This is a genomic window from Alphaproteobacteria bacterium (assembly GCA_015231795.1).
Lineage (GTDB): Bacteria > Pseudomonadota > Alphaproteobacteria > Rhodospirillales > WMHbin7 > WMHbin7.
In genome coordinates this window covers 13,668-26,709 of record JADGAX010000004.1, presented here as the reverse complement: position 1 = coordinate 26,709, position 13,042 = coordinate 13,668, and the positions used below count along the sequence as shown (strand labels likewise).

The following is a 13,042-nucleotide window of genomic DNA, read 5'->3' as shown; positions in this document are numbered from 1 at the left end:
GGGAGAGACGAGAGATGAAAGTCGGTGTCGCTTACGCCACGCCCGCCAAGCAAGTCTGGCTAACCGTGGACATGCCGGAAGGTGCCTGCGTCAAGGATGCGATCGAGAAGTCGGGCATTTTGAAGCAGTTTCCCGAGATCGACCTGACGACGCAGAAGGTGGGCATCTACGGCAAGGCTTCGACGTTGGAAGCCGTGCTCGAGGAGGGCGCCAGGGTCGAAATCTATCGCCCCATGACCGCCGATCCTAAAACGGTGCCGAGAAGGGCCAAGGCAGGCGGCGAAGCCGCTTCGGAAGGTTGAAGAAAGGCCGCCGGTTTGGCGGCCTTTTTTATTCTCCGCTTTCCATCCCCAGCGTCGCCATCAGTTCGCGCCATTCGCGGGCCGAAAGATTGAACTGCTCGCGCGTGGGCTTCTGTCCGGCGATCAGCGCTTTCACCGCCTCCAATCCCCCCGAAGACAGATGCGTGCCGCCCATACGGTAGCGCAAGAATGCGTCATGGGCCAGCGGCACCCAGCGCTTCACCGTATCCAGCATGGCGTCGGCATAGACGCGGATTTCGTACTGGGCATGGCCTTCGGCGCGCAGGCTTAGAAAGTGCAGCAGATTGTGCAGGTCGATCTTCCAGTACCATTGGGTATAGGTGTTCAGCGTCAGATTCATCCGCGCCAGTTCGCGGGCCAGCCCCTGGCGCGCCGCGTCCTTCTTGTTGCCGCTGGAATCTTGATTCAGCATGTCCTCATAGGACGAGAAATTATGCTCGGCATCCTTTTTCAGAATGTCCAGCACATAGGCGGCTTCGTCCCCGGTCAGCACCTGGCCGCGTCCCTGATGGTTCTCCGTCGATTGGGCGGCCAATTGTTCGGGGGCCGGGATGTAGAATTCGCGGTCCATGACCGAATAGCGGGCCGAATATTCGTTCACGTTGGCGGTACGGTGCCTGATCCACTGGCGGGCCACGAAGATGGGCAGTTTGACGTGATACTTGATCTCGCACATCTCGAAGGGCGTGGTGTGGCGATGGCGGATCAGATAATCGATCAGCCCCTTGTCCTCGCTGACCTTCTTGGTGCCGCGTCCATAGGAGACGCGGGCAGCCTGCACGATCGAGCTGTCGTCGCCCATGTAATCGACGACGCGGATGAAACCGTGATCCAGAATGGGGATGGCCTCGTAGAGAATCTCTTCCAGGCCCGGCGAGGTGACTCGCCTCGTGGTGGCGCTCTGTGCGCGGGCGTTGGCGATTTCCGCCTTCTGTTCCGGCGTAACGGTCATAAGAATTCCCCTATAAAAAAGACCAGATATTGTAGCTATCCAGGCTTCTTTGACAAGGGATGGTGTGTGACCACCAGATTTTTCAGTCGATCCTCGAGAACATGGGTGTAAATCTGGGTGGTGGCGATGTCGGCATGGCCCAAAAGCGTCTGTACGGCGCGCAGATCGGCCCCGTGGGCCAGCAGATGGCTGGCGAAGGAATGGCGCAAGACGTGGGGCGACACTTTGGCGGGCGAAAGACCGGCAGTCTGCGCCAGCGCCTTCAATTCATGAAAGAATGTTTGGCGATCCAGGGCGTTGGCGCCGGTTCCGGGGAACAGCCAACGCGAGTCGCCCCGGCCCAATAGCTCGCCGCGCTCCTTGCGCCAAGCGTCCAGGGCGGCGCGGGCGGGCGCTCCCAGGGGAACCAGACGTTCCTTGCCGCCCTTGCCGCTGATCAGCAGGCTTTCCTGATCGCGGGCCGCGGCATGCCAGGGCAGGCCGACAAGTTCCGAGACCCGCATGCCGCTGGCGTAAAGCAGTTCGACCAGACACCAAAGCCGAACCCCCATCGGGCCGTCCTTGGCCTTTGCCTGGGCGGCGTCCAGCAACGCCTTGACCTGACGTTCGGACAGATATTTCGGCAAGGGCCGCCCGGCCTTCGGGCTGTCCAGCCCCAGCGACGGGTCGTCGGGGCGGATTTGTTCGGCGAAGAGGAAATGGAAAAATTGGCGCAGACAGGACAGGCGTCTGGCCTGGGTGCGCGCCGACAATCCGGCATCCTTCAGGCTGGACAGATAGGCCCGCAGGTCGGACGATTGGGCGCTTGCCAGCGCCACGTCCCTGGCCTTTAGAAATCCCTGGGCTTCCAGAAGATCGCGCCGATAGGCGGCCAGGGTGTTGGCCGCCGCCCCCCGCTCGGCGGCCAGCATTTCCAGAAACGACTCGCAGAAGCGATCCAATCAGATGCCCGCCGCGATGGCCGCTTCCAACGCCAAAGCCCTGGCATCCTTCTCAAGCCCCCCGGCCTTCAAGGTGCGCACGACTTCTTGCAAAACGATTGGGCTGGCGCCGCCCACGCCTTCGGCGTCCAGGGCCAGCAACGAATAAAGCGCCGCCTGACCGGACGACTTGTTCTCGGCGGCCTGTTTCAGCCCATGCCAGATGGCGGGGGGAATGTTGGCGGCCTCCGCCTTGGCGGACGATTCAGTCAGCCAGAGTTGCGCGGGCACCGGATCGCCCAGCGCTTCAAGCAGGCCGAACAGCAAGGCGGCCCGGCCTGACGGCATGTCCTTGCCAGCTTCGCGCCAATTTTCCAGATGCGCCTGTTCCAAAGCCGGAACGGCGTCCATCAGGCGCAAGATGGGCAGCAACAGCGCTTCTCCCGCCTTGTTCTGAACCTCGCCCTGCGGCTTGGCGAAGGGGACCCATTCCTTGGCCTTGTCCTCCTTGCCCGCCGCCAGAAGAATGCGCACCGCGCTGGGCGCGAACCAAGCCATGGTCGAACCGGGGGGAATCTCCTCGACCAGCGGCGCATGCAGGCGCATGGCGGCCAGAAGGCCATTGCCGGAACCGGCGCCGCCCAGATTCTTGGCGATCCGCTCCGCCCTGGCCTCGACGCTGTCTTGACGCTTGGCCAAGCGGTAAAGAAGGGCGGCGCGCCGCTCTCCCTTCTGCTTCATGATTTCTTTCTCGTCGCCGCTCAGTTCCTTTTCCGAGAAGTCGGCGGCGTCGTACAAGCTTCGCAGTTCGTCGGTCGAGACGGCCCCGGCGGCTTCGGCCTTGCGGGCCGCCGCCATCCGGCTTTCCGCGTTGAATTCCGTCCAGGACGCGATGCCCCTCAGTAGCGACGGGGCGGTCAGCTTGTCGGCCATGCCGTCGGGCAGGGGCTTTTTGGCTACGCGCAACAGCGTCAAATGAATCGCGCCTGGGTCTTCCAGGGGCGGAAACTTCTTGATCTTGACGCCCAGCATCGATTCTGCCTGGGCGGTAAAGAAGGGATCGGCGATCTTTTCCTCGCGCATCATGTCGAGCGCCATGCCGGCATGCGCCTTGTCTTCTTCGATCAAGGCGCAGACCACGGCGGCCTTGGTCCAGAAACGGTCGTCGCCCGCGCCAAGATGGGGTTTCGCCCGTTCGCAGGCCTGCTGGTCGTCATGGGCGAGAAACAGGGCCTCCACTTCGTAACGGATCAGCGATTCGGCGCGCAGCTTCTCGGGCAGCAGGGCCAGCATGCGTCTGGCGTCGTCCCAGGCCGCCATGGCGTAAAGCCGCTCGACCCGGCGGATCAGCAAGGAAGCGGTGTCCTTCTCGCCCAGGCCGGGCAAGCCCTGGGGCACTTCCGCCGAGGTCAGCAGGAAGCGGCGCTGCAGATCGTAAGGCGTTCGCGCTCCGGGGCCAGAGGCCAGTTGCGGCAAAAAGGTTTCCACCACTTCCCGGGGCGTTCCCTTCCACATGTCGATCGATAGCCCGCCATGGGCCTCGTCGAGCGTGCCCACCGTTTCCTGGCTGACCGGCAGTAGTTCCTGGGACTGGACGCCGCCGATGTCGCGTCTGGCCCCCGATACGCCGCCGATTTCCTGGACCGGTTCGGGGATGATGACGTCGGTTTCCTTGTTCTCGGAGACCGTCTCGGCCGCCTCGCCCCAGGCGCGACTCGCGGGTGTTGCCAGAAACGCCAGCAACATCAATGGGATGAATTTATTTCTGGAAGCGCTCATTGGGGATCACCTTTTCGACCTTGGCGGTGGGGGGGGGCATGTCCCAGGTGGCCAGAAAGACCACGCCGCCGCCGATGGCGGCCAGCAATAGGAAGGCCAGTATTCGAGAGAGCGTCTTCATATTTCCTCGGGCTGCGATGGACAGGATGGACCGGCGCGGGGTACAACCCAGGCCAAGCCCTGTGGTCCGGATAACGGATCATCATGGCGATGATGTGGCAGTGTATCGGCGGCTCATGAACGGTTCAACGACCAAGGACGATTCGCCCCGGATGATTCCCAGCCGCTCTTTGGTGCTGGTGGGGCTGATGGGGGCCGGGAAAAGCAAGGTGGGACGCCTGCTGGCCGACCGGCTTGGCCTGCCTTTCGTCGATGCCGACGCCGAGATCGAAAAAGCGGCGGGCTGCTCTGTGGCCGATTATTTCGTGAAATACGGCGAACCGGCCTTTCGGGAAGGCGAGCGCAAGGTGATGACGCGCCTGCTGGCTGGTCCGGTGCAGGTGATCGCGGCGGGCGGCGGCGCCTTCATGGACGAGGGAACGCAGGCCGAAATCAAGGCGCGCGGCCTTTCCGTGTGGCTGAAAGCGTCGCTTGAGGTTCTGGTGTCCAGGACCAAGGGGCGCACGCACCGCCCGTTGCTGAACGAGGGCGATCCGTCGGAGACGCTGGCCCGGCTGATGGAGCTGCGTTACCCGGTTTACGCCCAGGCGGACATCACGGTGGAAAGCGGCTTCGATCCGCCCGAGACGACATGCGAAACGGTGCTAAGGGCGCTTGAGACGTTCGCGGCCCGCAAGGGAGAGGCGGCATGACCAGCAAACTTCAGGTCGATCTGGGCGAGCGATCTTACGACATCCTGGCCGGGCCGGGATTGATCGAACAGGCGGGCGAACGGATGTTGCCGGTTCTGGACCGCAAGCGCGTTTTCATCGTGACCGACGCGAATGTCGCCCCCTTGTATCTGAAGCGGCTGGAAGACTCGCTGACAAAATCGGGCATCGAACATGCGTCGCACGTTTTGCCCGCGGGCGAGGCGACCAAGGATTTCGCGCATCTGGAAAGCCTGATCGACGTTCTGCTGGCCGCCAGGGTGGAACGTTCGACGACCCTGGTGGCCCTTGGCGGCGGCGTCATCGGCGATCTGGTGGGTTTCGCTGCCGCCATTCTGTTGCGCGGCGTTCCCTTCGTTCAAATTCCCACCACGCTTTTGTCGCAGGTCGATAGTTCCGTGGGCGGCAAGACCGGCATCAACACCAAGCGCGGCAAGAATCTGGTGGGCGCCTTTTATCAGCCCAGGCTGGTGCTGGCCGATACCCTGGCCCTTGCCACCCTGCCGGGGCGCGAATTGCGGGCCGGTTACGCCGAAGTGATGAAATACGGGCTGATCGACGATCCCACCTTCTTCGAATGGCTGGAACAAAGTCATCGCGACGTGCTTGCTCTGAAGCCCGACGCCATCTTGCAGGCGGTGCTGACCTCATGCGCCGCCAAGGCCAGAATCGTCGGCCAAGACGAACGGGAATCGGGCCTGCGCGCCCTGCTTAATCTTGGCCACACATTCGGCCACGCCTTTGAAGCCGAACTGGGCTATGACGGACGGATGCTGCATGGCGAGGCGGTGGCGCTGGGCATGTTGCTGGCCTTCGATCTGTCGGCGCGTTTGGGCCTTTCCCCGCAAGAAGACGCTTCCAGGGTGGCGGCGCATCTGGCGCAGACCGGTCTTCCGGTTCGCCTGCCCGCCTTGGCGGGCCTGACCTGGGACGCCGAAAAACTGCTGGCCCACATGACGCTGGATAAGAAGGTCAAGGACGGCAAGATCACTTTCGTGCTGGCGCGCGGCATCGGCCGATCCTTCCTGGAACGCAACGTGCCTGCGGAAGCCGTGCGCGCCGTGATGCAAGATTTCGTGAAAATGGCCGGGTCATGAGCGAGCTTGACTGGATCTATCTGGGCGTCATCTTCGGACTGCTGATCCTGTCGGCCTTTTTCTCGGGTTCCGAAACCGCGCTGACGGCGGCCAGCCGACCCTTGATGCATCAGCTGGAACAAGGCGGCAGCCGCAGGGCCAAGCACGTCAACAAACTGCTGGAAAAGCGCGAAACCTTCATCGGCGCACTGCTGGTGGGCAACAATCTGGTCAACATCATGGCTTCCGCCCTGGCAACCAGCGTGCTGATCGGCATGTTCGGCGATGCGGGCGTGGCCTACGCCACCGCCGCCATGACCGTGGTGGTGGTGCTGTTCAGCGAGATACTGCCCAAGACCTACGCCATTACCCATGCCGACCGCGCCGCCTTGTTCGTGGCCCCCGTGGTGCGCTGGCTGGTGCTGGTCCTGCTGCCGTTGCTGCGAATCGTTCAGCATGTCGCCTGGTGGCTGCTTCGCCTAGCCGGCGTGCGCCATCCGGAACACGACATGGAACGTGCGCTGGTCGAGTTGAAGGGCGCCATCGACATCCACACCGAAGGGTCCGAAGAAATCAAACACGAACGGGCGATGCTTAAAAGCATCCTGGAACTGGCCGACGTGGAGGTGGGCGAGATCATGACCCACCGGAAAAGCGCCTACACGATCGATATCGGGCAGTCGGCCCCGGTGATCGTCGAACAGGTGCTGGCCAGCCCCTACACGCGCATTCCGCTGTGGAAGGACAATCCCGACAATATCGTGGGCGTCCTGCATGCCAAGGATTTGCTGCGCGCCCTTAATGTGCAGAAGGGCGACGCCCAGGGTCTTGATGTGGAAAAGCTGGCATCGACGCCCTGGTTCGTTCCCGACACCACGTCGCTTCTGGACCAGTTGCAGTCCTTTCGCGACCGGCACGAACATTTCGCCCTGGTGGTCGATGAATATGGCGCGCTGATGGGCGTGGTCACGTTGGAAGACATCATCGAGGAAATCGTGGGTGACATCGCCGACGAACATGACGTGGCGGTGGCGGGCGTTCGCCTGCAGGCCGATGGCGCCATCATCGCCAACGGTCAGGTGACCTTGCGCGATCTGAACCGCGAGTTCGAATGGCGCTTGCCCGCCGATCAGGCTTCCACCTTGGCAGGGCTGATCTTGCACGAATCAAGGCGAATTCCCGAGGCCGGTCAGACATTTCTGTTTTACGGTTTTCGCTTCGAAATCTTGCGCAGACACAGGAATCAGTTGGCTCTGATCCGCGTTACACCCCCTAAGTCCGCCTGATCAACTATTTATTTTAGGGTTATTGCGCCGTTGTAGCGCAAGGCTTGGCCTCCCATATCCATATTAATCTGTATAACAGAGGGGAGAACACCATGCCAAAACGCATCATTCCCGATATCGTGACCGAAGGACGGGTGCATTCGATTTCCGCGCAGGCCAGCGTGCGGGAAGCGGCGAAGCAAATGGCCGACAAGCATATCGGCTGCTTGGTCATTCTGCAGGGGTCGGGCCTGCGGGGAATCATCACCGAACGCGACATCATGACCCGCGTCGTGGCTCTGGGCCTGGATGCCGACGCCACGCCGGTGTCGGTTGCCATGACCTCGCGCGTCGATACGGTCGGACCCGACGAAAGTTCGGATCAGGCGCTCATGCGCATGCAGGAGGGCGGCTACCGCCATCTGCCCGTCGTCAAGGACGGGATGGTTCTGGGCATGGTGTCGGTGCGCGACCTTTATGCGGCGGCGCTGGGGGCCTGCGAACTCGAACTCAAGGAATGCGAAACCTATATCCAGGGCGAAACCTACGGTTCGGCGCACTGAAAGCTCGCTTGACCGGCTATAGCTTTAAGCTATAGTTTGGCTATGGCTTGGCGCGTCGAATATTCCAGCGAAGCGATCGTAACCTTGCGGCGGATTCCGGCCAACACGGCCAGGACCATTCGCGGCAAGGTCGAGCGTTTGGCGGATAATCCCAAAGCGCCGAACAACAATGTCAAAGCCTTGAAGGGGCGGCCCGGTTACAGGCTGCGGGTTGGCGATTGGCGCGTCATTTTCGAACTGCATGGTTCGGTGCTGGTTGTCGAGGTGCTGGCCATTGCTCCCAGGGGCAGCGTCTATGATTAGGGATATCGCGTTATGAAACCACAGATCATTACAGGAAGAAATGGAAAGCCCGAGTTTGCCGTCATTCCTTGGGCGGTTTGGGAGCGGGTGCGGCCTTTCGCGGGTTCGATGAGTGACGAGGCCTTGTATGACGCTGCCAAGCAGCGCCCAAGCGAGCGCTTTCCAGCCGATGTGGCGAATGCCCTGCTGGACGGCGCAAGCCCGCTGAAGGTGCTGCGCCAATACCGAAAGATGACGCAGGCGGAACTGGCAAGCGCTGCAGGGATCGCCAAGCTGTATCTGTCGCAGATCGAAACCGGACGGCGCACCGGGTCGGTGGAAACTTTGCGTGCCTTGGCCAGGGCGCTGAAGGTCGATTTGGATATGATCGCGCCGGTGGAAAACGTTATAAGCTAGCCACTACCCGCTCCAACGCCTTTGAGAATCGCTGGAACATTTCGTCGATTTCGCTTTGCGTGATGATCAGCGGCGGCGAGAAGGCGATAGCGTCGCCCGCCATGGCGCGAAGAATTACGCCCTCCTGCTCGGCGGCGGCGACGACCTTGGCCCCGATGGCCTGGGCGGGGTCGAAGTTGGCCCGCGTTTTCTTGTCGGCCACCAGTTCCAAGGCGCCGATCAATCCCACGCCGCGCGCTTCGCCGACCAGCGGGTGCGCAGCGAAGCCTTGCAGCTTGCCCTGGAAATGCGGGGCCATCTTTTGCACATGGCCCACGATGTCGCGTTCTTCGTAAATCGCCATCGTTTCCAGCGCCACGGCGGCGCCCAAAGGATGAGCGGAATAGGTATAGCCGTGGCCGAAGATGCCGATCTTGGCGCTTTGTTCTTGCAGTATTTTGAAGATGCGCTCGTTGACCATCAGGGCCGAGATGGGGGCGTAGGCCGAGGACAAGGCCTTGGCGAGTGAAATCATGTCGGGTTCGATGCCGAAAGTCTGGCAGCCGAACATGTTGCCGGTGCGTCCGAAGCCGGTGATGATTTCGTCGGCGATCAGCAGCACGTCGTATTTCTTCAGCACCGCCTGAATCTTGGGAAAATAGGAGGCGGGGGGAACGATGACGCCGCCTGCGCCCATCACCGGCTCGGCGAAGAAGGCGGCCACCGTGTCGGGACCTTCTTCCAGAATCAAAGCCTCAAGATTTGCCGCCAGCCTTGTCGAGAAATCCTCCTCGCTCTCGCCCGTTTGCGCGAAACGGTAATGATGCGGGCAGTCGGCTTTCAGGATGCGGGCGATGGGCAGGTCGAAATCGCGCTGATTGTTGGGCAGATGCGTGAGACTGGCGGTGGCCAACGTCACGCCGTGATAAGCCTTGTTGCGCGAAATGATCTTCTTTTTCTCAGGCCGTCCCAGCGCGTTGTTGACGTACCAGACCAGCTTGATGGCAGTGTCGTTGGCTTCGGAACCCGAATTGGCGAAGAACACTTTCGACATCGGCACCGGCGCCAGCTCGATCAGCTTTTCGGCCAGTCTGATGGCGGGAGCGTGGCCCTTGTGATTGAACAGATGATAGAAGGGAAGCTCTTCCATCTGACGCTTGGCGGCTTCCACCAAACGGGGTTCGGAAAAGCCCAGGCTGGTGCACCACAGACCCGACATGCCCTCGATGTAATCCTTGCCCGCTTCGTCGAAGACGCGAATGCCTTCGCCCCTGGCGATCACCAGCGGTCCCTTGGCCGGGTGGGCGGCTAGGTTGGTGTAAGGATGCAAGACCGAGGCGATGTCGGCGTCGCGTAGCGAGTTTGAGGTCATGGGGCTGGGGCCTTGGTGTTGTTGCTTAACCAAGCCTCGAACTCGGTCTCGCTCCAAGCGCTCGAGGCTAGGCTCAGAACGGCAATCGTCGCTTCAGCTTCCGAGGCGGTCAAAAGAAATCCATTGGTTTCCAGAAAGATTGCGGCTGCCATGAAAGCGATGCGCTTGTTGCCGTCGATGAAGGGATGATTTTTGGCTAGGCCATAAGCATACGATGCGGCCAATGAAACGATATCCGCTGTTTCATAGGCGAAGCGGTTCTTGGGCCTGTCCAGGGCGGATTCAAGCAGGCCTTGGTCGCGCACGCCATCAGCGCCGCCGTGTTCAGCCAGCACCATTTTGTGGACCGCCAGGACAAGGTCCAGCGAAAGCCACAATGGCTCGCTCATTTCGATAATTCCCGCAGCGTGTTGCGATACCGGCCCATGACGCTTTTGGCGGTTTCCATCTGACGCGAGAAGTCATTGTCGTAGGGGGTCAGAGTCAGCCCTTCGGACGAACTGACGACATAAAGTTTGTCGCCTTCCTTAAGGCCAAACTCATCAAGCTGACCCTTGCCCAGGATAATTCCAAGGGAATTGCCAATTTTGCGAATCGTCGTGCTGGATGACATGACAACCTCCGATGTTCTAACGCATGTTATAACATCGGAGGTTTGCTGTCAAACCTTACCCCATCGCCTTTTTTAGGTTGGCGTCGATGGCGTCCAGGAACAAGGTGGTGGTCAGCCAGGGCTGCGAAGGACCGATCAGGATGGCCAGATCCTTGGTCATCTGCCCGCCTTCCACGGTTTCGATGCAAACGCGCTCCAGAGTCTCGGCAAATTTCTGCACCTCGGGCTGGCCATCGAACTGGCCGCGATAGTAAAGGCCTCTGGTCCAGGCGAAGATGCTGGCGATGGGATTGGTGCTGGTTTCCTTGCCCTTCTGATGTTCGCGATAATGGCGGGTGACCGTGCCGTGCGCCGCTTCCGCTTCCACCGTCTTGCCGTCGGGACTCATCAGGACCGAGGCCATCAGACCCAATGATCCGAAGCCCTGGGCCACGGTGTCGGATTGCACGTCGCCGTCGTAATTCTTGCAGGCCCAGACAAAGCCGCCCGACCATTTCATTGCGCAGGCCACCATGTCGTCGATGAGGCGGTGTTCGTAGGTGATGCTCTTGGATTTGAAACTGTCGGCAAATTCGCGGTCGTAAACTTCCTGGAACAAATCCTTGAAACGCCCGTCATAGGCTTTCAGGATCGTGTTCTTGGTCGACAGATACAGCGGCCAGCCCTTCATCTGGGCGTAATTCATGCAGGCCCTGGCAAAGCCCCGGATCGATTCGTCCAGGTTGTACATGCCCATGGCGACGCCAGCGCCGGGAAACTGGAATACGTCATGCGTGATGGGTTGCCCGCCATCGTCGGGCGTGAAGGTCATGGTCAGTTTGCCCTTGCCCGGCACCAGGAAATCGGTGGCTTTGTACTGATCGCCGAAAGCGTGGCGGCCGATCACGATGGGCTGCGTCCAACCGGGAACCAGACGCGGCACGTTCTTCATGATGATGGGTTCGCGAAAGACCGTGCCGTCCAGAATGTTGCGGATAGTGCCGTTGGGCGATTTCCACATCTGCTTAAGCCCGAATTCCTTCACCCTGGCTTCGTCGGGCGTGATGGTGGCGCATTTCACGCCCACGCCATGCTTCTTGATGGCGTTGGCGGAATCGACCGTCACCAAGTCGTCCGTGGCGTCGCGATGCTCGATCGACAAGTCGTAATATTCGAGTTTGACGTCGAGATAGGGCAAGATCAGCTTGTCCTTGATGAACTGCCAGATGATGCGCGTCATTTCGTCGCCATCAAGCTCGACCAGCGGGGTTTTGACCTGAATCTTGGCCATGACATTCCTCGGCTATCTAAAGGGGGGAACGTCCGCCGGGGTGCGCCCCGGAGCGAAAGCCATCAAGCGGCAACGGACGGCGGGAACATAGGGATTTCCCTGCCCGAAAGCAAGGGGAAAGCCTACCTGAACGGGTTAGGTTGTGGCTTGGGCCTGAGCTTCCGCTTCTTCCAAGGCCGTCGGCTTAGGCGCGTCCCTGGGCAGCATCAGGCTGGCCGCAACGACAATGACCGCCATCAGCGACAACAGCAGGAACACCCAGATGAAATCGCCGGTGTTCTTCAAGATGACGGCCATCAGGGGCACGCCCATGCCGCTGATGCCGAAACTGAGCACGAATTTCATGCCAAAGGCGGTGCCGCGCCATTTGGCGGGCGTATAGCGGGCCAACAGGCTGTTTTCCGCCGGAATGCCAGCCAGATTCATGCTGACCATGACCATGGCCACCAGGGCCAGCGGCAGTCCGCCCACCCAGGCGGCGGCCAGCAGCATCGGCACCTGAGCCAGATAGACCCCGGCATAGACATAGCGCAGCGGATAGCGGTCGGCCCAGTGACCGGCCACCAGTTGAAACAGTCCGGCAACGGTGTAGATCAGGGTGACCAGTCCGCCGACGCCCAAAAGGCCGTCGCCCAGCACGTCGCCCAGGCGGGCTTCGAACAATTTGGGCAGGGCTGGCTGCGTCACCTGATAGATCAGCCCTGTGCACAGCATGGTCAGCGTCAGGATCAACCCGGCATGAATGGTCTCGCCCTTGCTGGGGGCGGCGTGCGGCTTCAGGTCTTCCTTGATTTCGACGACTTGGCCCTTCTTCAAGCTGTAGGCGAACAGCAGGCCCGAGGCCAAGACGACGACGCCGGGAATGATGAAGGCGGCGCGCCAGGAAATGGCGTCGGTTAGCGCTCCGGCCACGATGCCGCCCAGGGCCGCTCCCAGGCCACCGAAGATCCCGTTCAATCCCAGGGCCTTGCCGCGGTTGGTGGCGTTGCGCACCAGCCAGGCGGTGCCGACCGGATGATAGATCGAGCCGAAGAAGCCCAGCCCGGCCAGGCCCAGCGACAGTTGGAAAGGATTGTCGGCCAGTCCGGTGGCGATGCCCGCCAGTCCCAGGCCGATAAAAAAGATCAGCATCATGCCCACCGCGCTCCAGCGGTCGCCCAGCCAGCCCGCCCCCGGCGCCAGAACGCCATAAAGCACCTTGCCGCCGATGATCAGCAGCAGCGCGTCCTCATAGGCCAGGCCCATGGCCTTGGGCAGGGCCAGAGCGACCACGAAGAAGATGGGGTCGAATATGTGCGCATAGACATGTCCGGCGCAGGAATAGGCCAAAGAGGTGCTAGCGGAGGCGGCGGACATGGCAATATCTATCCGGTGATCAGAAACCAGCCTTAACCTAGGCGC

The 13,042-nt window shown here is 61.2% G+C and carries 16 protein-coding genes; 7 read left to right on the top strand and 9 right to left on the bottom strand.

Going from position 1 to position 13,042, the window contains the following annotated elements; translation table 11 throughout:
- Window positions 1-14 precede the first annotated feature (14 nt).
- On the top strand, window positions 15-302 hold the full coding sequence (locus HQL44_10095; protein MBF0268933.1) for an RnfH family protein: 288 nt from the start codon (window positions 15-17) through the stop codon (window positions 300-302).
- A gap of 28 nt (window positions 303-330) precedes the next feature.
- On the opposite strand, the gene HQL44_10090 is transcribed toward HQL44_10095, so the two are convergent.
- From HQL44_10090 to HQL44_10075, 4 genes are read right to left on the bottom strand one after another with little or no spacing between them, the layout of a single operon-like run.
- Window positions 331-1,275 carry an FAD-dependent thymidylate synthase gene (locus tag HQL44_10090; GenBank protein MBF0268932.1) on the bottom strand — a complete coding sequence of 315 codons (945 nt, stop codon included), beginning with the start codon at window positions 1,273-1,275 and terminating at the stop codon, window positions 331-333.
- Window positions 1,276-1,310: 35 nt separating this feature from the next.
- The gene (locus HQL44_10085) at window positions 1,311-2,186 is read right to left on the bottom strand and encodes a site-specific tyrosine recombinase XerD (GenBank protein ID MBF0268931.1); all 876 of its coding nucleotides are present in this window, start codon (window positions 2,184-2,186) and stop codon (window positions 1,311-1,313) included.
- A 30-nt stretch (window positions 2,187-2,216) separates the two neighbouring features.
- Window positions 2,217-3,974 (bottom strand): hypothetical protein, encoded by a 1,758-nt coding sequence (locus HQL44_10080; GenBank protein ID MBF0268930.1) that lies wholly within the window; start codon window positions 3,972-3,974, stop codon window positions 2,217-2,219.
- The gene (locus tag HQL44_10075) at window positions 3,955-4,095 is read right to left on the bottom strand and encodes a hypothetical protein (protein MBF0268929.1); all 141 of its coding nucleotides are present in this window, start codon (window positions 4,093-4,095) and stop codon (window positions 3,955-3,957) included. Before HQL44_10075 ends, HQL44_10080 begins: the two co-directional genes overlap by 20 nt.
- Window positions 4,096-4,210: 115 nt before the next feature.
- Between HQL44_10075 and HQL44_10070 the strand changes: the two genes are divergently transcribed.
- The 6 genes from HQL44_10070 to HQL44_10045 all read left to right on the top strand — a co-directional run bounded on the left by HQL44_10070 (window position 4,211) and on the right by HQL44_10045 (window position 8,407).
- Window positions 4,211-4,786: a shikimate kinase gene (locus HQL44_10070; protein ID MBF0268928.1), complete on the top strand. Its 576-nt coding sequence runs from the start codon at window positions 4,211-4,213 to the stop codon at window positions 4,784-4,786.
- The gene (locus HQL44_10065) at window positions 4,783-5,901 is read left to right on the top strand and encodes a 3-dehydroquinate synthase (protein ID MBF0268927.1); all 1,119 of its coding nucleotides are present in this window, start codon (window positions 4,783-4,785) and stop codon (window positions 5,899-5,901) included. Before HQL44_10070 ends, HQL44_10065 begins: the two co-directional genes overlap by 4 nt.
- Window positions 5,898-7,166, top strand: coding sequence for an HlyC/CorC family transporter (locus HQL44_10060; GenBank protein ID MBF0268926.1), 1,269 nt, complete (start codon window positions 5,898-5,900; stop codon window positions 7,164-7,166). The genes HQL44_10065 and HQL44_10060 overlap by 4 nt, the downstream gene beginning before the upstream one ends.
- Before the next feature lie 92 nt (window positions 7,167-7,258).
- On the top strand, window positions 7,259-7,708 hold the full coding sequence (locus HQL44_10055) for a CBS domain-containing protein (protein ID MBF0268925.1): 450 nt from the start codon (window positions 7,259-7,261) through the stop codon (window positions 7,706-7,708).
- 42 nt (window positions 7,709-7,750) lie between these two features.
- The gene (locus HQL44_10050) at window positions 7,751-8,011 is read left to right on the top strand and encodes a type II toxin-antitoxin system RelE/ParE family toxin (GenBank protein ID MBF0268924.1); all 261 of its coding nucleotides are present in this window, start codon (window positions 7,751-7,753) and stop codon (window positions 8,009-8,011) included.
- 12 nt (window positions 8,012-8,023) lie between these two features.
- Complete coding sequence (locus tag HQL44_10045; protein ID MBF0268923.1) at window positions 8,024-8,407, top strand: helix-turn-helix transcriptional regulator; 384 nt, start codon at window positions 8,024-8,026, stop codon at window positions 8,405-8,407.
- On the opposite strand, the gene HQL44_10040 is transcribed toward HQL44_10045, so the two are convergent.
- The 5 genes from HQL44_10040 to HQL44_10020 form a co-directional block, all read right to left on the bottom strand.
- Window positions 8,397-9,758: an aspartate aminotransferase family protein gene (locus HQL44_10040; GenBank protein MBF0268922.1), complete on the bottom strand. Its 1,362-nt coding sequence runs from the start codon at window positions 9,756-9,758 to the stop codon at window positions 8,397-8,399. The two genes, HQL44_10045 and HQL44_10040, sit on opposite strands and share 11 nt — an antisense overlap.
- Window positions 9,755-10,147 carry a type II toxin-antitoxin system death-on-curing family toxin gene (locus tag HQL44_10035; GenBank protein MBF0268921.1) on the bottom strand — a complete coding sequence of 131 codons (393 nt, stop codon included), beginning with the start codon at window positions 10,145-10,147 and terminating at the stop codon, window positions 9,755-9,757. The genes HQL44_10040 and HQL44_10035 overlap by 4 nt, the downstream gene beginning before the upstream one ends.
- Window positions 10,144-10,371: a hypothetical protein gene (locus HQL44_10030; protein ID MBF0268920.1), complete on the bottom strand. Its 228-nt coding sequence runs from the start codon at window positions 10,369-10,371 to the stop codon at window positions 10,144-10,146. The genes HQL44_10035 and HQL44_10030 overlap by 4 nt, the downstream gene beginning before the upstream one ends.
- 55 nt (window positions 10,372-10,426) lie before the next feature.
- Entirely contained in the window at window positions 10,427-11,641 is a 1,215-nt protein-coding gene (locus HQL44_10025; GenBank protein MBF0268919.1) for an NADP-dependent isocitrate dehydrogenase, read from the bottom strand.
- Between the two features lie 135 nt (window positions 11,642-11,776).
- A complete protein-coding gene (locus HQL44_10020) occupies window positions 11,777-13,009 on the bottom strand; it encodes an MFS transporter (GenBank protein ID MBF0268918.1) in 1,233 nt (410 codons plus the stop codon).
- Window positions 13,010-13,042: the final 33 nt, after the last annotated feature.